This is a genomic window from Caballeronia sp. GAFFF2, assembly GCF_023631485.1.
GTDB lineage: Bacteria > Pseudomonadota > Gammaproteobacteria > Burkholderiales > Burkholderiaceae > Caballeronia.
The window spans coordinates 245,642-263,166 of the sequence record NZ_JALQDA010000034.1 but is presented as its reverse complement, the minus strand read 5'-3'; the positions used below and the strand labels follow the sequence as shown (position 1 = coordinate 263,166).

The window sequence follows — 17,525 nt, the reverse complement described above, 5'->3', positions numbered from 1 at the left end:
GTGCCCGATACATGTCCCTGACGAGCCGAAGCTAACCGTGCCATCGGCGAGCGGATTTAACAAGCCCGCTCGGCGATTCGCATCCAGGAAAACCATCAATCGTTCAAGCCGCGTTCGTCGCCCGTCGATCCGCATCGCTCGTCTTGCGTGTTTCATGGCCGTGCCGCAACCGCACACTGCATATTGCCGCGACAATCAGCGCGACAGCAAGACACACCAGCCCGTTCATCGCCTTGCCGGTCGATTGCTCGATGATCCCCATGACCGTGGGCCCGACGAAGCCGCCGAGCAACCCGCACGTGTTGACGAGCCCGAGTCCGCCTGCAAGCGCGCTGCCTGAAAGCCGCGAAGACGGGAACGTGAAGATGATCGACTGAACCACGAAGAACATCGAAGCGGACACGCACACGCCGAGAAAGCCGATGACGGGCGTCGAATAGGCGGCGACCAGCATGCCCGCGGCCATGATCAGCAGGCCGCCCACGAGCATGCGGCGGCTGCGCGATGAATTGCTCGCGAAGCGCGGCAAAAGGGCGGCGCCGAGTGCGGCGGCGACCCACGGCGTGGACGTCAGCACGCCGACGACGAATGGCGAGAAGTGCCCCGAAGATCCGATGATCCCTGGCAAAAAGAAGATAACCGTATAGATGGTCAACTGATGGCAAAAGTAGACGAAGATCGAGAGCCAGATCTGTCTGTCCGCCAGCGCCGCGCGAAACGTATGACCGCCGTGACCGGTACCGATGGCTTCCTGTTCGGCGGCAAGACGTCGCTCCAGCGCCAGCGCTTCCTCGCGCGGTAACCACGAAGCGCGTGTCGGCCGGTCGGGCAACATCTTCCACACGACGATCGCGAGCAGCACGGCAGGCGCGCCTTCGACCATGAACAGCCATTGCCAGCCGTGAAAACCGAGCACGCCATCCATTTCCAGCAGCGCACCGCCAAGCGGGCCGCCGACGATGTTGGCCACGCACACGCCGAGCAGGAAGTAGCCGGTGGCGCGCGCGCGATCCTCGCGTCCGAACCAGTAAGTCAGATACAGCATCACGCCGGGAAAGAGTCCCGCTTCGGCCACGCCGAGCAGAAGACGCATCACATAGAACGAGGTCTCGCCGCGCACGAAGGCCATCGCCACCGAGAGCACGCCCCATGTCACCATGATGCGCGTGATCCAGAAGCGCGCGCCGACACGATGCATCACGAGATTGCTCGGAATCTCGAAAGCGGCATACGTCAGAAAGAACAGCCCCGCGCCTAGCCCATAGGCGGCGGATGACAGGCCAAGATCGATGCTCATCGTATGCTTGGCAAGCGCGATGTTGGTGCGATCCAGAAAGCTGATCACATACGAGATCACGAGCAGCGGCATGAGCTTGCGAAACAGCAGCGCGTTCAGCGACGCATGGGGTGACGCATGTGTTGAGTTACGCGAAGAACTGGGCGTGGACATGATGACTCCCGGCGTCAGGACAGATTGGAAGAGCAGGGCGCGCATGGACGACGAGGTGAAGCGTCGCGGCGAGATAGGTAGGCTTTCATGACTTGTCTCCTTGTATCTTTTCGTTGTCATGGCGCGGACGTCGCTTGGCGCGCGTCCGCTTGCTTCGGTGCGGTCTTCAGAAGTTCACGTTGTCGTGGCCCTTGAGCGCGAGCATCTGACGCGCTTCGGCGGGCGTCGCGATGTCGAGCGACAAGCCTTCGATCACCTGGCGAATCTGGCGCACTTGCTGCGCGCTCGATTCGGCGAGCTGGCCAGGACCGATCCACAGCGAATCCTCAAGGCCGACGCGCACGTTCGCACCTTGCGCCGCGCCGATGGACGCGAGCGGAATCTGATTGCGCCCCGCGCCGAGAATGGACCACACATAGTCCGAACCGAAAAGGCGATCGGCGGTTCGCTTCATATGCGCGAGATCTTCCGGGTGCGCGCCTATGCCGCCCAGCAGTCCGAACACGGTCTGCACGAAGAACGGCCCTTTCACTAGCCCGCGATCGACGAAATGCGCGAGGTTGTAGAGATGCGAGGTGTCATAGCACTCGAACTCGAAGCGCGTGCCGTTCGCCGTGCACGAGCTCAGGATGTACTCGATATCCGCGAAGGTGTTCTTGAATACGAGATCGCGACTCTTCTCCAGATGCTGACGTTCCCAGTCGTGCTTCAGGTCCTTGAAACGGTCGAGCATCGGATACAGCCCGAAGTTCATCGATCCCATGTTGAGCGATGCCACTTCCGGCTGAAAATGATGCGCGGGCTTGAGGCGCTCGGCGACCGTCATATGCGGACTGCCGCCCGTCGTGAGATTGATGACCGCGTTCGTTTCCGCCTTGATGCGCGGTAAAAAGCGTTCGAAAACCGCAGGGTCTTGCGTCGGCCGCCCGTCTTCGGGATCGCGCGCGTGCAAATGAAGAATCGATGCGCCTTCGCGTGCGGCGGCGAGTGCGGCATCGGCGATCTGATCCGGCGTGACCGGCAGATACGGCGACATGGAAGGCGTGTGGATGGCGCCCGTCGGCGCACAGGTGATGATGACTTTGCGTTTGCTTGCCATGGTGTTCGATCTCCTCTCGTACTTGTTTGAAGCGATATTCAGAGCGTTTCGACGTTGCCGCAGACGGACAGCGCCTGACCGGAAATCGCACTGCCTGCTGGCGAGCTCAGGAACAGCACGCTGGCGGCGATCTCCTCTTGCGTCACCATGCGGCGCAGCGAAATCTTCTCCAGATAACGCGCTTCCATTTCCTGATAGCTGATGTTCAGTTGCTTCGCGCGCGCGGCGATCACGCCTTCCATGCGCGGCCCCTTGACGATGCCCGGCTGCACCGCATTCACGCGAATGTTGTCCGCGCCGAGTTCGATGGCGAGACTCTTCGCGAGGCCCACGATCGCCCATTTGGTCGCGGAATAGGGCGTGCGGAATCCATAGCCGAGACGTCCTGCGACCGACGACATGAAAACGATCACGCCGCCGCCATTTGCTTCGCGCAGCATCGGCACGGCCTGGCTCGAAAAGTAGTAATGGCTATTCAGATTGATGTCGATGGTGCGTTCCCAGTCGTCCGACTCGATCTCGTCGATGCCGCCCGTCGGTCCCGCGATGCCCGCGTTGTTGATCAACACATCGAGGCCGCCGAGTTCGCGCTTCACGTCGTCGAACACGCGCGCGACGTCGGCTTTGTTCGATACGTCGGCGCGAGTACCGGTGATCGACGGCGATTCGGTCGCATGAGTCGATAGGGCATCGATGGCTTTGGCGTCAACATCGCATACATGCACGCGCGCGCCCGTGGACACGAACGCCTGCGCGATCGTCAAACCGATGCCCGACGCGCCGCCAGTAATCAGCACGCGCAATCCGGCGGGCGGGGCGAGCAGTTTGAGGTAATCCATGTGGTTGGCTCCTGTAGGACGGTTGTTATTTGGTCAGCTTTTCGAAGCGCGGGCGATGGTGATAGGCGTGTGCGGTTCTTGCTCGCATGGCCCATTTCGCGCTTTTTGCATCTTGCGCATGTTGATGCGTTGGTCCGCGCCACGGGCAGCGCAAGAGAGCCGGATTGATTCCGTGATCTGTGATCACAGTGTGTGTTTGTTGCTGATCTGTGTCAATCCGGTTTGCCTAGGGGATAACCCTTCTGCGAAGTAATCGCCTAGGCGAATTTATGAAATAGGCGTTTAATAAAGCAGCGAGCTCCGCTATTCTCACGTCATCGACAGTTGCGGCGCGCGCGAGACGAGCGGGTTGAATCGCTCGTTTCGAGGACGCGCCCAACTGAAGAACCGCTTCTGCTTACAACAATCAACCCCGAACCGCAGTCATGACGCAGGGATCGCCGTCTCCCGCAGCACCCGTCCCGCATCCGCCGTTGCAGGGCGGCCAGCTCGTGATTGCCACCATCGTGGTGGCGCTTGCGACCTTCATGACCGTCCTCGATACGTCGATTGCGAACGTCGCCGTGCCGAATCTCTCGGGAAACCTCGGCGTATCGGTCGATGAGGGAACGTGGGTCATCACGATCTTCGCGGCCGCGAATGCCGTATCCATTCCATTGACGGGCTGGCTTACGCAGCAGATCGGCCAGATCCGCCTGTTCGTCGGCGCGATTCTGATGTTCGTGTTCGCTTCGTGGCTTTGCGGCATCGCGCCTGACCTGCCTTTCCTGCTGGGCGCGCGGATCTTGCAAGGCCTCGTGGCCGGGCCGCTCATTCCCTTGTCCCAGGCCGTGCTGCTGAGTTCTTATCCGAAGGCGCGCGCCAACATGGCGCTGGCGCTCTGGGCGATGACCGCCACGGTCGGTCCGATCGCAGGACCGGTGCTAGGCGGCTGGATCACCGACAACTACAGCTGGTCGTGGATCTTCTACGTGAACATTCCGGTCGGCTTCATTGCGGCGGGCGCCACGTGGATCATCTATCGCAAGCGCGAGACGCCGACGAAGAAACTGCCCATCGATACGGTCGGCCTTGCGTTGCTCGTGGTGTGGGTGGGCTCGCTTCAGGTGATGCTCGACAAGGGCAGGGACCTCGACTGGTTCGCTTCGCCCTTCATCGTTGCGCTGGGGCTGATCGCCCTCGTCAGCTTCGCGTTCTTTCTCGTGTGGGAGTTAACGGAGGCGCATCCGGTCGTCGACCTGAGGCTCTTCGCATTGCGCAATTTCAGCAGCGGCACCATAGCCATTTCCGTTTCCTACGCGCTCTACTTCGGCAACCTCGTTCTGCTGCCGCAATGGATGCAGGAGTATCTCGGCTATCGCGCTTATGACGCAGGCCTCGTCACCGCGCCGGTGGGCATTTTCACGGTATTGCTTTCGCCTTTTATCGGGCGACTTTTACAGTTATTCGATGCCCGCGTTCTCGTGACGGTCGCGTTCATGGGACTGTCCGGTGTGTTCTTCATGCGCACGCAGTATCTGAGTACGGTCGATGCGTGGCATCTCGTCATACCGACCTTGCTGCAAGGTATTCCGACCGTGCTCTGGTTCGTGCCCCTCGTGTCGATCATTCTTTCCGGCTTGCCGCCCGAACGAATTCCCGCAGCGGCGGGGTTGTCGAATTTCGCGCGCATTTTCTGCGGGGCGGTGGGCACGTCGATCGCGGGCACCGTATGGAATCATCGGACGGTCGTGCATCACGTGCGACTGACCGAACAGGCGAGCGTCGACAATCCGATTTTCAATCAGACCATCGCGGCATTGCAGTCGCAGCTTCATATCGATGTGGGTGCGGCTTACGCATCGTTCGAGTTGATGGTGGCGAATCAGGCTGCCGTCATGGGGCTCGACGATTTCTTCTATGCGTCCACGTTCATTTTCATTTTGATCATTCCGCTTATCTGGATTACGCGGCCGGTGAAGGGTGGGGATTCGGCGGAGGCGGCTGGGGCGCATTGAGGCCAGGGAACAGGCATGCCTGCGGCGCGCGGTCGGGGTTCTAGTACGTCACGAACGCTTCCTGCAACGCGTGCGTGGTTCTCGTTCCCGTGAGCGCCACCATCATCAGGATTCGCGCCTTATGCGGGACCTGATCGTCCGCTGCGATCCATCCATAGCGATCGTCCGGCTGTGCGGCATTACGGATGACGATGCCGCTGCCCGTGCGCGACGCACGCACGATATGAATGTGTCTCGCGCGCGCTTTCACGAGCGAATCGATCAACTCGTGCGCCACGTTGCCGTTGCCCGTCCCGGCGTACACGATCGCATCCACGTCGGAGCACGCCATGTGTTCGACCACCGTCCGGTTGATGCCGCCATGCGCGTAGACGATAGCGACCTCGGGCAAGGTCTGGATGGTGTCGATGCTCCATTCGCTTTCCACCGTATGCCGCCGCGCCACCAGCCGATAAAAACGCGCGCGTCCCTCGACCACGTAGCCTAGCGGACCGAAGGTCGAACGAAACGCTTCCTGCTTGAAGGTGCTGGTCTTCACGACGTCGCGCGCCGAGTGAATCTCGTCATTCGAAACGACGAGCGTACCCTTGCCGCGCGATGCCGCGCTCGACGCCACCACGATCGCGTTGTACAGGTTGAGCGGTCCGTCGGCACTGAGCGCAGACGCCGGGCGCATTGCGCCGACCACGACGACGGGCTTCGCGCTCGGCACCACCAGGTGCAGAAAGTATGCCGTCTCGTCGATGGTATCGGTGCCGTGCGTCACCACGACTCCGTCGATGTCGTCCTGCTTGAGAAGCGCGCGAACATGCCGCGCGAGCCCGAGCAACTCCTCATTGCCGAAGTTTTCAGAGCCGGTCTGGAAAAGCTGGGCCGTTTGGATATCGGCGAGATCGCGCGCGCCGGGCAACGCGTCAAGCAAATCATCCACCGTTTCGACAGAGCAGTCGTAGGTCGCGGTATGCGCGGCCGACGCACCGCGCCCCGCGATGGTGCCGCCCGTGCCGACAATGACGACGCGCGCATTCATGATGCAGCACGCGGCGAGAAGGGGGTGTCGTCGAGCGAAGGTTGGCGCCCGGCCATCCGTTGCGCGAGCACGTGCGCCGAGCCCATGGCGAGCGTGAAGCCAAGCGCGCCATGACCGACGTTGAACCAGAGATTCCGGTATTTGGACCCTCCGATGATCGGCGTCCCGCGCGGGGTGGCCGGCCGCAAGCCCGCCCACGCGGCTGCCGCGTCATAATCGCCCGCGTGCGGAAAGACGGCCTGCGCTTCGCGCCGCAGCGTCGCGAGCCGGGTCACATCGATCGCACTCGAATGCCCCACGATGTCCGCCATGCCCGCCACGCGCAGACGGTCGCCCAATCGGGCGTACACCACCTTGCGGTCGAAGTCCGTCACGCTCGTCGCGGGCGCAGCCTTTCCCGCGACTGCATCGAGCGTCAGGCTGTAGCCCTTGAGCGGATAGACCGGCACCCGCACGCCAATTGTGCGCAGTAAGGCCGCGCTGTCGCAACCCGACGCCACGACAACATGTTCCGCGTCCAACCTGCGGCTTCCGGCAATTGCCCGGACCTCGCCTTTGTTCGACACGGACAGCGAACGCACGGCCGTACCCAGCTCGAACGCCACGCCTCGTTCGCGCAACAAGCTTTCGAGTCCCACGCAGAAGCGGTGACAGTCGCCTGCCTCTTCGCCCGGCGTATGGATGCCGCCGACGAATCGATCTGCCACCTGGGCCAGCGCGGGTTCGAGCGCGACGCAATCGCTCACGCCGAGCGCTTGCTGCTCGCTACCGAGCGTACGCTGGTACGACAGCAAGGACGCGGCCCGCGACATCGCCATTGCGCTTCGATGCATGACGAGCTTGCCAGCGCGGACGTAGTCGAAGGCAAGCGTGGGATGGGCGGCGGTAAATTCGTGCATCAGCGAGCGGCTCAGAAAGGACAGCGCAAGGAGTTGCGCCGTGGTCGATTCGCTCATCGCCTGAGTACAGGCCCGTGCGAATTGCCAGCACCAGCGCCACTGATTCATGTCGATGGCGGGCGAGACGCGCACCGGGGCGTCGCGACGCATAAGCCAACCGGGAAGCTTCGCAAGCACGCCAGGACCGGCGAGCGGCGCCACGTAGCTGTAAGAAAGCTGCGCGCCGTTGGCGCGGCTCGCTTCCGCCGCGACCTCCGTGCGCCGGTCGATCACGCTCACTTCGTGGCCGTCCTCGCGCAAGCGGTATGCGGTCGTGAGACCGATCACGCCCGCGCCGATCACCAGAATGTTCATGGCTTGCGTCGTCCTTGTGAATGTGCGGCCATTACATCTTGACGACGTCGAGCAACGTTTGATTTCCGCCCACGTAGTGATAGAGCGAGATCATTCCCTGCCTGAGGTCGCCGTGCGCGTCGAATTGCGTCTCGCCGAGTACGCCCTTGAAGTCGGTGTTGGGCATCGCCGCGAGAATCTTGTCCGGCGAGGTGGAATTCGCGCGCTTCATCGCGTCGACGATGATGTACACCGCGTCATACGCGAACGGGGCGTTGAGCTGCACCTTCTGCCCGAAGCGCGCTTCGTAGCGTTGCTCGAACGCGGGGCCATCGGGCATTTTAGCGAGCGGCATGCCGGCGATGGAACACACGACGTTGTCCGCCGCCTCACCCGCCAGTTGCGACAGCGACGCTGCGCACAGGCCGTCGCCGGCCAGTACCTTCGAGGAGATTGCGAGCTGGCGGGCCTGCTTCGCGAACGGGCCGCCTGTCGCATCCATGCCGCCGTACATGATCACGTCGGGATGCTCGCTCTTCACCTTGGTCAGGATCGCGCGGAAGTCCACGGCCTTGTCGGTGGTTGCGTCGTGCGACAGGACGTTCATCCCGTTCGCCTTGGCGCGCTTTTCAAATTCGTTCGCGAGACCCTGACCGTAAGCGGTGGCGTCGTCGACGATGGCGACCGACTTCGCCTTCAGCACTCGGGCTGCATAGTCGGCAAGCGCCGGACCCTGCTGCGCGTCGGTGGCGACCACGCGATACGTCGTGCGAAACCCCTGCTGCGTATAGACCGGATTAGTGGCCGAGGGCGAAATCTGCAGCACGTTGGCATCGCTATAAATTTTCGAGGCCGGAATGGAGGTGCCGGAATTCATGTGCCCGACCACGGCCGCCACCTTGTCGTCCACGAGCTTTTGCGCGACCTGTGTGCCTTGGCGCGGATCGGAGGCGTCGTCCTGCGCATCCAGCGCAAGCGTGATCTTCTGTCCGCCGATCACGAGGCCCTTCTTGTTGATCTCCTCGACGGCAAGCCGTGCGCCGTTCTCGGTGTCCTTGCCGAGGTGCGCATTGGCCCCCGTCAGAGGCGCGACGTGGCCGATCTTCACTACTTCATCGGCGCACGCCTCGACCGGATGCAGGACGACGAACGCACTTCCAAATGCGGCGCAAACCGCCAGATGCAACGCTGCTGACATGACGCACTCCCTGTTTTGAATCGGTTCTTTCCGGCCGTCTTCACCCCGGAACTGACTTCAATGTAACGGCGACGAAATAGGCGGCATTGCACGCGCTCGCGGAAAAATAGAACGAATGCGACAAGTCGCACCGATCGCTTTTCGGCGCTCCTATACTGGCGCCGACGACCTCACGGCATTCAAGGAGTGCATGGATGGCAATGGCGAATGCAAAAAAGTCCGATACCGCGACGCTCGGGCGCGGACTTGTCGAGCGGCTCGATCGCATGGACGGCGTGGATCGCAAGGTATCTGCGCGACGCGCGGGCGCCGAGCTCAGCGTCGGCCTTCTACTTTGGCCGAGCTTTCCGCTGCTTTCGCTCGCGAGTTTCTGCGACTGCCTGCGGCACGCCGCGGATCTCGGCGACCAGAGCCGCCAGTTACGGTGTACGTGGACCTTGCTCGGGCCGACGGACGACACCGTGGAAGCGAGTTGTGGCGTGAGCGTGCCAGTTCGGGCGTATTCCGGGAAGGCGTCGCGATTCGACTACTTCGTGGTGATCGGCGGCTTGCTGCCCAGGCTCGAACATGTCGACGAGCGCTACTGGGACGCGCTGCGCGACGCCGACGCAGCCGGCGTGCCGCTCATCGGCCTGTGCACTGGCAGCTTCGTGCTGGCGAAAGCGGGCTACATGCACGACCGCGTCGCGTGCGTGCACTCCTTTCACTACGACGATTATCAGTCCATGTTTCCTGGCCTGCGCGTGGTCACGAACGCCGACTACGTGATCGACGGCAACCGCATTACGTGCGCGGGCGGCGTGTCGGCCATCGAACTCGCCACGCGGTTGATTTCCGTGCATTGCGGCGCCGACCGCGCGTCGAAGGTCATTCACCAGATGACGGTGAGTCGCAAGAGCGGCACGTCCTTCGTCGAACGCCGCCGTGCGCTCGGCTACCTCGCCGTCGATAGTCTCTTGCTGCGTCACGCGATCGTGCTGATGGAGGAGAATCTCGAAGCCCCGCTGACGATCGCCGCGATTGCCAGGATGACCGGTTCAAATGCGCGGCAATTGGAGCGCGTGTTCATGTCTGAAATGGGCGTGACGCCAAAGGAGTTCTACCGGACGATGCGCTTGCGATACGCCCGCTGGCTACTCTTGAACTCGGCGAAGCGCGTCACCGCGATCGCCTACGAATGTGGCTTCGCGGATTCGGCGCACTTCATTCGCGGCTTTCGCGAAGCGTACGGTGTGACGCCGGGTAAGCTGCGCGCGTCGCTTAGCCGGACGTGAAGTGCGGAGGTCTTTGGACTTCGCTTACTTTGGCGTGCGCTTAGTTGCTGGCCGTGTCTGCAATGAATCGTGCAAAGTTCGGTGTAAGTCATCGTGCGAGATGAACATTTCGATCCAGTTGCCTGTCGGCGTTGCCCGGCCGAAGTGCGTGACTTCTAATCGACGACGCAGCCTTGGGAAACGATGAGCCCGGACTTCGGCAGAAGAATGATTCCGGTTGAGGTAGCGAAGTAAGTGCTCGAGTCGAGTCTCTGGAACGCGCCTCGATTCTGGAGGGTATTGAGCTGCGGCAGCGCTGCCGTTTCCGCACAGTCGAGCCGCAGCATTGTAAAGCGCGCGCTAGTCGGGCAGTTCGATGGTTCCTTCCATATATTGAACCGCGTGACCGGATATCAAAACACGCTCCGGTTCGATCTCGCAATGTAGAACGCCGCTTCGTTGGGAAGCCTGTAACGCGACGAGCTTCGGCTTGCCAAGAATGTCGGACCAGAGCGGAGCAAGCGCCGCGTGAATGGACCCCGTCACCGGGTCTTCGGCGCCGCCGTTCGCTGGCCAAAAGTATCGGGAGACGAAGTCGTATTGGTTGCCACGAGCGGTGACCGCGACATCCAGTGGTCCAAGTTGCGCGAGCAGTTCCAGATTTGGCACGACGGCGCGTACCTCGGCTTCGGTGTCGTAGAGGGCGATGTATGACTGCTGGTTTATGAAGACTGCCGTTGGCTTGATCGACAAACCATACGCGAGCTGGTCCGGAACATCTTTAATCCGTTCACTTTGTCGTCGCGGAAAGTTCATTTCAATCAGCCCCCGCTCGCGCCGATGAACAGAGAACGCGCCCGTTGCTTCTGCATGGAAGACGAGGTGATCGTCTTGAGGGAGATGTTCGAACAGAACGAAAGCGCTCGCCAGCGTCGCGTGTCCGCAAAAGGCGATTTCCTTGATCGGTGAGAACCACCGGATGTCGAAAACGCCATCGTCTCGACGCACGATGAACGCTGTTTCCGACAGGTTGTTTTCGCTGGCGATGGCTTGCATTAGCGAAGCGGGAAGCCACGCGTCGAGCGGAATGACCGCCGCATAGTTTCCCTTGAATACTTCGCTGGTGAAAGCGTCTATCTGATAAAGCTTCAGTTGCATGGGCGGTAGAGTCGAAGAGAGATGAGCTAGTTCGTTCCTATCCTATCGGCTTGAATGATTCGCGAACATGCACAGTTTCCATCTGACACGCTGAAAAGTGACAGCCTCGAAGCCATCGCGTAGCCGCGCCCGACTTGCCAAAACCCGTGCCCCGGATAGTTGTTCCGTCCACGAAAAATCTTCTCTTTTTTCTGCTCAGTGCAGAGGGCGCATGTTTGCCATCATCGCATCAGCGGACGCCATTGAGCATGGGGGAGGGTGCTGCCACTTACGACCGGATGGCTTTCACCGATAGCCATGCAAATGTATTGCTCCACGTAATGGCCGCCGATGGACTTACTGTGAATTACGCGAGAAGCTCGATGTCGACCGCCAACGGTGACGACCGTCTTGCTGTCGCGGAGTTTTCCGAAAAGGTCGCATTCGGGTTTGCTGACGGTTTCGCCTTGCAAACGAAGCTTTGGATCGCAATTGAAGCGGTACCGCTGCACTTACTCGACCTTCGCTTTTCGCGGCGGATGCGCGGCTATCTTGCACGCGAGTTCGACAAAAGCGCCTAGCGCAGCAGACGATTTGGGCTCCTTCCACGCAAGGTAGAGTTCGCTCTTCGTGTGCTCTTCGCGCAGAGGACGAAAGACGACGTTTTCCATGTGCGTTCGTTGAACCGACGCCGGTACGAGCGTCACACCGAAGCCGGCGCTTACAAGGCCAAGAGAAGCGTAGATCTGGCCCATTTCAAAGCTCGTGGAGGGAGAAAATCCGGCAAGCGCGCACAACTGGTTGATGGCGGCGTGATAATCGGGCGCGACATCCTTCCGATAATTAATGACGCGCAACTGCTTACAGTCCTTGATGGAAATGCGTCGTTTGGCTGCTAGAGGATTGTCTTTAGCGATGGCAACGTAAAACGGCTCCTGGAGCAACAAGACGCTGTTCAGTTGAGTATTTGGCGGCAACGAACGGACGAATGCCAGATCGACGTCTCCTCGGTTCAAGGCATTGATCTGTTCCGCAGAGGAAAACCATTGAAGCTCGACGGTCACCGCAGGGTAGCGCTGTTGAAAATCGCGCAAGAGCGGTGGCAGCAGTGTGTACGCAATGTGTTCGAAGAACCCAACCGCCACCCGGCCGGTTTCGCCTCTTGCTGCACGTTGCGAATCCACGATTGCGGAGTTCGTGTCCTTAAGAATCTGCTGGGCCCGTTCCTCGAAGACCTGGCCCGCCAATGAGAGAAACACGCGTTTACCTCGGCGCTCGAAAAGCGCTACGCCGATTTCTTCTTCCAGTTCCCGTATCTGCCGGCTCAACGGCGGCTGCGCCATGTGCAATTCGTCCGCCGCCTTCGTGAAGTTGAGTGTGCGTGCCACCGTCAGGAAATAGCGAAGATGACGCAGTTCCATTTGGAACCTTGTGAGTATCGATACGCGACCTATTATATCTTTTACATTGGATGCGAACGCTCTTAGGATCATGAGACCACACTAACAAGTCAGGAGATTCCCTCATGAAACTTACGACGTCGCAGTTGGAAGCGTACGAGCGCGATGGCTTCGTGGTTCTGCCAGAGCTTTTCTCGAAAGAAGAAGTCGAGCATATGAAGAGCGAGTTGCGCCGAATCCAAAAAATCGACACCGACCATCTCGTTCGTGAAAAAACGGGCGGCATTGCAAAAACGATTTATAAAGTTCATGAGACCGCCAGTCCAACGGCATCGCCGATTTTTCACTCCGCAGTGCGCTCGCCCAGATTGCTCGAACCCGCACAACAATTGATCAACGATCCCCAACTTTACGTCTATCACACGAAGTGCAATTTGAAGACGGCAATCGACGGTTCGGTCTGGCAGTGGCACCAGGATTTCGGCACCTGGCATATGGACGGCGTGAAAGAACCGCATATGACAACCGCGTTGGTCATGCTCGATGAGCCGACCGAAATTGGCGGATGTCTCTACTTTATTCCGGGAAGCCACAAACTAGGCTCACTCGATCCAACGTTCGATGAGACGACCGGTTATCGCTTTTACGTGGTACCCAAGCCGACCATGCTCGATATCTTGTCCAGCCATCCCAAGGCCGTGCCTATCATCGGCCGACCGGGAACAGTGGTGTTCTTCGACGCAAACATCGTGCATTCATCGGGTCACAACCTTTCAGGTGACGATCGATGGCAAGCCTATGTCGTCTACAACCAGGTGGAGAACAAGCCAGAACAGGTGAAGCAGCCGCGACCGGATTATGTGCGCTCGACCAATTTCGCTCCTCTCGAGGAAGGTTCGGACGAGATTCTCGACAGAGTTCAGATCGACTGAAATCTATCGATTTACTTTACCGAGTCGGCTGCAGGTGGCAGCGTGTCTATCGACGCGCCAGCGTGCTCGCATGGTCCATCGTTGGATCGCATCAATTGGACTGGACGCCGCCGCGTGCGGCACGTGCACAACGCTTTGCATGAAGGCATCGTTGATCCATCAACGCATAGGGAATGCGCGCCCGGTCCAATTACTTTTGACTCATACGCAGACGTTGCGTGGGCTGCTTCGGGCTTCCAGAATTTCATACGTGATGGAAGCCAAGAGTGAGAGTGAACATATCCTTCGCGACATCGCTCAGTCCTGAAAGCGGCAGCGCGGCCTCAAGCGCTTGCGGCGAATACGCTCATTCGTTGAAGAATCCAACTCAGCAGTTGTTCCGCGGCGCCGGAAAGCGGCCGTCGCGCCTTCACGAGAATGCGTGCCTTCGCCGCCTCGAATAGCGGGTGCTGTGTGTGTGCGGGTGGGGAGCCGTTTGAGGGCCGAGGGGAAGGTATGCGATCGACAGGAAGCGCGGCTTGCCACCGTTTAGTGGCTCTGGATTAACCGAGAGTCCGTCGGGCTGTGTTCAACGAACGTTGGTCATTTGGTAATTTACATAATCTTAATTATCGATTATTTAAATGTAGGTCCCAAGTTCAAATGTCGTTTTTCTGCCAAGTAGAGATGTCGCCTTTTGACATAGGTTCATTGCCAGACAAGAGTTTCTGGCGCGCGAGCAATCATCGACTATCTGAGGGCGTGGCGCAGCGCGCGCTTAGGTTAATCCGCGAGCGTTACGCCGACTTCGGACCCACCCTGGCATGCGAGAAGTTACGGGAGTGCCACGGCATCAGACTGGCTGTCGAGACAGTGCGAACGTTGATGACGGCCGCAGGACTCTGGGTTCCCCGCAAGCAGCGCCCGCCCAGCATTCACCAGCCGCGTAATCGGCGCGCGTGCCTGGGTGAGCTGATTCAGATCGATGGCAGCGATCATCGCTGGTTCGAGGATTGCGCACCGGCCTGCACATTATTGGTGTTTATCGACGATGCGACGAGCCGGCTGATGACGCTGCACTTCACCGCGACCGAGTCGACCTTCAGCTATTTCGAGGCGCTGTCAAAGTACTTGCGCGCACACGGCAAACCGATGGCGTTCCGTAGCGACAAGGCCAGTGTGTTCAATGTCAAGAACCGTTCGAGCACGGCGGGCAAAGGCGTGACGCAATTCGGGCGAGCCTTGTACGAGCTCAACATCGACGCATTTTGCGCAAACACGAGTCAGGCCAAGGGCCGCGTGGAGCGTGCCGATTTGACCTTGCAGGATCGGCAACGTCCGGACATTCCTTCAGAAAAAAAGCGAATGAAAATAAATACGGGTCAAGATAATCAACGTAATACGCAAAAAATCAAATCAACCTAATCTCCAAGTTAGACATTAATATCATAATGTCGGTTAAGTTCGTATGCGTCCCAGAACAACCCAAGCAAGCCTCACCCCCTCCCCTGAACCCGTCGCATGATCCGATCAAGCGCCTCCGAATAACTCGCGAAAGTCCCCTTCTGCTGCAACTCCGCGTGAAGCTGCTCGTTGATGCCGCCGGGCGTGCTCGACTCCTTGATCATCTTCGAGAACGGTTGATCGCCTTGCGTCGTATCGTGTGCCAAGCCGACGTGATAGCCCGACAAAAACGATCGGGCCGCCTCATACGGCAGCCCTTGGCGAACGAGCCACGCAGCCTGCTCTTCCAGTAGCGCGTAGAAACTGGCCATGGTTGCCGTGACTGCCGACAGCGCATCGAACTGATGTTCGCTGTCTACTTCGACCGCCTTACCCAACGGCCCAAAGAGCGCTCGCGCAAGTGCGCTCGGCGGACAGATGGCCGTGCTGCCCTTGCGTTCCGCGACGGCCGGCAAAGGAACCGCGCGCGCGACACTCGCGGCCGTGCGCACCATGTTGGATACTCGCTCGATCGACACGCCCGCCATGAAGCTGATGACCTGATGCCGTGCATCGAACTCGAGTTCGCCAAGCACCTTCGACGCAATTTGCGGCACGACCGCGAGACACACGACGTCGCTGGTGTCGAGCACCTCCTGATTGCTGCTGCACACCGCGACGCGCGCGTCGCGACTCGCAAGTTTCGCGGCGATTTCGGCATTGCGCGGCGAAAGCGCAATGTGTTCAAAGGGAACGTCGAACCGAATCATTCCGGTCACGACGGCCCGCGTGATCGTGCCGGTGCCAATGAATCCAATGCGCATAGTGCCTCGTATGGTCTGAGATGAACGGTTCAATCGAGCCCTAGCCACGTGGCCTTGGGCTACATATACCGTATCGTGCCGCAAACTGCGTTGTCATGCCGCGAGTGAAAATAGCCGGCAAGCGCAGTGGCCAATGCCGCAACAACGAGCCGTCGCGACATTGAGTCGGTCATCTATCGATGCGCCTGACGAACGTGCGATGCTCATCGTGCAAGCGCGCGATCGCCCGCCGAACCAGGGTCCGTGGCGCGAATGGCTTCGCTTCATTTGACCAACTCGACGCCCGACGAAAACTCACGCGATCTCGCTGACGTTGCACAAGGCGGTGCTCGATGCCATTATCGGCGGCGACGGCCCGCGCGCGAGCGCCGCCATGCTGGAACATCTCGTCGATACGGAAGCGCGCCGTCGACGTTCCGCACGGCTGCAAGGAGACAGCGGCTCAGAGGCGTAAGCACGCAGTGGTGCCGCGCAGCATCTTTCGTTTGATCAATCGTGAGGACGTGTCATGGCGATCGTCAGTGATGTCAGTAGCGACTATTTCCGCGTTCCCCTGCCCGTGCCGCTGTCCGACAGCACGCACGGCCTCATTCCCAATTTCGAGCTGGTCACGGTAACCGTTCGCGATGCCGATGGCGCCCAAGGTGTCGGCTACACCTACACCGTCGGGCGCAACGGCCGTTCGGTTCAGGCGGCGGCAAACGAGATCGCCGAACTGGCCCGGCATCAGGATGCGGACCTGGCCGAAGCGCTCTGGAAATCGATCTGGTGGGCCATGCATTACGGTGGGCGCGGCGGCCCGACTGTCCTCGCGCTATCCGCTTTCGACATGGCGATCTGGGACCTGAAGTCGAAGCGCGCGAACCTGCCGCTCTGGCGCATGCTCGGCGGCTACGATCCCAAGGTGCCGGTCTATGCGGGTGGTGTCGATCTGGACTTTCCACTCGATCAGTTGTTGCGCCAGGCGGAAGGTTTCATCGACCAAGGCTTTCGCGCCATCAAGATGAAAGTGGGACGCAAGAATCTGGCGGAGGACGTGGCGCGCGTCGCGGCCATGCGCGAGATGCTCGGCGACAGCTTCCCGCTGATGGTCGACGCCAACATGAAATGGTCCGTCGATGAAGCCATCCGCGCCGCGCGCGCACTTGCACCGTTCAACCCCGGCTGGCTCGAAGAGCCGACCATTCCCGACGATATCGCGGGTCACGCGAGGATCGTCAGCGAAGGCGGCTTGCCGGTCGCGACAGGGGAAAACATGCGCACGATCTGGGAGTTCCAGCAGATGATCACCATCGGTCGTGTGACGTACCCGGAGCCCGATGTCACGAATTGCGGGGGCATCACGCCGTTCATGAAGATCGCCCATCTCGCGGAAGCGCACAACCTTCCCGTCACCAGCCACGGCGCCCATGACGTGACCGTGCATTTGCTCGCGGCGGTTCCGAATCGCTCTTATCTCGAAGCGCACGGTTTCGGGCTGGAGAAGTATCTGGCCGAACCGCTTCGTATCGAGGACGGTTTTGCTATCGCTCCGGAAAGGCCGGGGCATGGAATCGAGTTCGACTGGAATAGGCTGAAGGCGCTGAAGGCTTGAGCTGGCTGTCGCCTGCTCAAGCGAGCGTCGCGCATGTCTTCGCCAAACGATCGCGTAGCCCGCTATGCCCCGGCGAGCGATGCGCGCGCGACGTTCACTTCTGGTTAGGCAACCGGCC

The 17,525-nt window shown here is 60.2% G+C and carries 13 protein-coding genes and 1 pseudogene; 5 read left to right on the top strand and 9 right to left on the bottom strand.

Translation table 11 applies throughout. The features are described from left to right. Positions 1 to 103 precede the first annotated feature (103 nt). The 3 genes from NCT04_RS25865 to NCT04_RS25855 form a co-directional block, all read right to left on the bottom strand. Positions 104 to 1,450, bottom strand: a complete 1,347-nt coding sequence (locus tag NCT04_RS25865; RefSeq protein ID WP_250468315.1) for an MFS transporter — start codon at positions 1,448 to 1,450, stop codon at positions 104 to 106. Between the two features lie 166 nt (positions 1,451 to 1,616). After that, the gene (gene kce, locus NCT04_RS25860) at positions 1,617 to 2,549 is read right to left on the bottom strand and encodes a 3,5-dioxohexanoate:acetyl-CoA acetone transferase (protein ID WP_244832421.1); all 933 of its coding nucleotides are present in this window, start codon (positions 2,547 to 2,549) and stop codon (positions 1,617 to 1,619) included. 38 nt (positions 2,550 to 2,587) lie between these two features. Then, complete coding sequence (locus NCT04_RS25855) at positions 2,588 to 3,388, bottom strand: SDR family oxidoreductase (RefSeq protein WP_250468314.1); 801 nt, start codon at positions 3,386 to 3,388, stop codon at positions 2,588 to 2,590. 425 nt (positions 3,389 to 3,813) lie between these two features. Between NCT04_RS25855 and NCT04_RS25850 the strand changes: the two genes are divergently transcribed. Beyond that, positions 3,814 to 5,385, top strand: coding sequence for a DHA2 family efflux MFS transporter permease subunit (locus NCT04_RS25850; protein WP_250468313.1), 1,572 nt, complete (start codon positions 3,814 to 3,816; stop codon positions 5,383 to 5,385). Between the two features lie 40 nt (positions 5,386 to 5,425). Here NCT04_RS25850 and NCT04_RS25845 read toward each other — a convergent pair whose 3' ends face one another. From NCT04_RS25845 to NCT04_RS25835, 3 genes are read right to left on the bottom strand one after another with little or no spacing between them, the layout of a single operon-like run. Beyond that, the gene (locus NCT04_RS25845) at positions 5,426 to 6,415 is read right to left on the bottom strand and encodes an asparaginase (RefSeq protein ID WP_250468312.1); all 990 of its coding nucleotides are present in this window, start codon (positions 6,413 to 6,415) and stop codon (positions 5,426 to 5,428) included. Beyond that, positions 6,412 to 7,668: a D-amino acid dehydrogenase gene (locus tag NCT04_RS25840; RefSeq protein ID WP_250468311.1), complete on the bottom strand. Its 1,257-nt coding sequence runs from the start codon at positions 7,666 to 7,668 to the stop codon at positions 6,412 to 6,414. Before NCT04_RS25840 ends, NCT04_RS25845 begins: the two co-directional genes overlap by 4 nt. Positions 7,669 to 7,699: 31 nt before the next feature. Then, positions 7,700 to 8,845 carry a branched-chain amino acid ABC transporter substrate-binding protein gene (locus NCT04_RS25835; RefSeq protein ID WP_244832426.1) on the bottom strand — a complete coding sequence of 382 codons (1,146 nt, stop codon included), beginning with the start codon at positions 8,843 to 8,845 and terminating at the stop codon, positions 7,700 to 7,702. A gap of 200 nt (positions 8,846 to 9,045) precedes the next feature. Between NCT04_RS25835 and NCT04_RS25830 the strand changes: the two genes are divergently transcribed. Beyond that, positions 9,046 to 10,119 (top strand): GlxA family transcriptional regulator, encoded by a 1,074-nt coding sequence (locus NCT04_RS25830; protein WP_250468310.1) that lies wholly within the window; start codon positions 9,046 to 9,048, stop codon positions 10,117 to 10,119. Between the two features lie 339 nt (positions 10,120 to 10,458). Here NCT04_RS25830 and NCT04_RS25825 read toward each other — a convergent pair whose 3' ends face one another. Then, positions 10,459 to 11,256, bottom strand: a complete 798-nt coding sequence (locus NCT04_RS25825) for a PhzF family phenazine biosynthesis protein (protein ID WP_250468309.1) — start codon at positions 11,254 to 11,256, stop codon at positions 10,459 to 10,461. Between the two features lie 491 nt (positions 11,257 to 11,747). Next, positions 11,748 to 12,656 carry a LysR family transcriptional regulator gene (locus NCT04_RS25820; protein ID WP_250468308.1) on the bottom strand — a complete coding sequence of 303 codons (909 nt, stop codon included), beginning with the start codon at positions 12,654 to 12,656 and terminating at the stop codon, positions 11,748 to 11,750. Positions 12,657 to 12,760: 104 nt separating this feature from the next. Between NCT04_RS25820 and NCT04_RS25815 the strand changes: the two genes are divergently transcribed. Together NCT04_RS25815 and NCT04_RS25800 are read left to right on the top strand one after the other, a co-directional pair. Continuing rightward, positions 12,761 to 13,567 carry a phytanoyl-CoA dioxygenase family protein gene (locus NCT04_RS25815; protein WP_250468307.1) on the top strand — a complete coding sequence of 269 codons (807 nt, stop codon included), beginning with the start codon at positions 12,761 to 12,763 and terminating at the stop codon, positions 13,565 to 13,567. Positions 13,568 to 14,254: 687 nt separating this feature from the next. Then, positions 14,255 to 14,878, top strand: a pseudogene (locus tag NCT04_RS25800) (ISNCY family transposase); the annotation flags it as partial. A gap of 164 nt (positions 14,879 to 15,042) precedes the next feature. On the opposite strand, the gene NCT04_RS25795 reads toward NCT04_RS25800, so the two are convergent. Continuing rightward, positions 15,043 to 15,813: a pyrroline-5-carboxylate reductase gene (locus NCT04_RS25795; RefSeq protein ID WP_250468306.1), complete on the bottom strand. Its 771-nt coding sequence runs from the start codon at positions 15,811 to 15,813 to the stop codon at positions 15,043 to 15,045. A gap of 508 nt (positions 15,814 to 16,321) precedes the next feature. Here NCT04_RS25795 and NCT04_RS25790 point away from each other — a divergent pair. Then, entirely contained in the window at positions 16,322 to 17,407 is a 1,086-nt protein-coding gene (locus NCT04_RS25790) for a mandelate racemase/muconate lactonizing enzyme family protein (protein WP_250468305.1), read from the top strand. The last annotated feature ends 118 nt before the right edge of the window (positions 17,408 to 17,525 follow it).

Excerpts from the sequence above, each read along its gene's own strand:
- NCT04_RS25865 (WP_250468315.1), bottom strand. The coding sequence starts at position 1,450 with ATGTCCACGCCCAGTTCTTCGCGTAACTCAACACATGCGTCACCCCAT.
- kce (WP_244832421.1), bottom strand. The coding sequence starts at position 2,549 with ATGGCAAGCAAACGCAAAGTCATCATCACCTGTGCGCCGACGGGCGCC.
- NCT04_RS25855 (WP_250468314.1), bottom strand. The coding sequence starts at position 3,388 with ATGGATTACCTCAAACTGCTCGCCCCGCCCGCCGGATTGCGCGTGCTG.
- NCT04_RS25850 (WP_250468313.1), top strand. The coding sequence starts at position 3,814 with ATGACGCAGGGATCGCCGTCTCCCGCAGCACCCGTCCCGCATCCGCCG.
- NCT04_RS25845 (WP_250468312.1), bottom strand. The coding sequence starts at position 6,415 with ATGAATGCGCGCGTCGTCATTGTCGGCACGGGCGGCACCATCGCGGGG.
- NCT04_RS25840 (WP_250468311.1), bottom strand. The coding sequence starts at position 7,668 with ATGAACATTCTGGTGATCGGCGCGGGCGTGATCGGTCTCACGACCGCA.
- NCT04_RS25835 (WP_244832426.1), bottom strand. The coding sequence starts at position 8,845 with ATGTCAGCAGCGTTGCATCTGGCGGTTTGCGCCGCATTTGGAAGTGCG.
- NCT04_RS25830 (WP_250468310.1), top strand. The coding sequence starts at position 9,046 with ATGGCGAATGCAAAAAAGTCCGATACCGCGACGCTCGGGCGCGGACTT.
- NCT04_RS25825 (WP_250468309.1), bottom strand. The coding sequence starts at position 11,256 with ATGCAACTGAAGCTTTATCAGATAGACGCTTTCACCAGCGAAGTATTC.
- NCT04_RS25820 (WP_250468308.1), bottom strand. The coding sequence starts at position 12,656 with ATGGAACTGCGTCATCTTCGCTATTTCCTGACGGTGGCACGCACACTC.
- NCT04_RS25815 (WP_250468307.1), top strand. The coding sequence starts at position 12,761 with ATGAAACTTACGACGTCGCAGTTGGAAGCGTACGAGCGCGATGGCTTC.
- NCT04_RS25795 (WP_250468306.1), bottom strand. The coding sequence starts at position 15,813 with ATGCGCATTGGATTCATTGGCACCGGCACGATCACGCGGGCCGTCGTG.
- NCT04_RS25790 (WP_250468305.1), top strand. The coding sequence starts at position 16,322 with ATGGCGATCGTCAGTGATGTCAGTAGCGACTATTTCCGCGTTCCCCTG.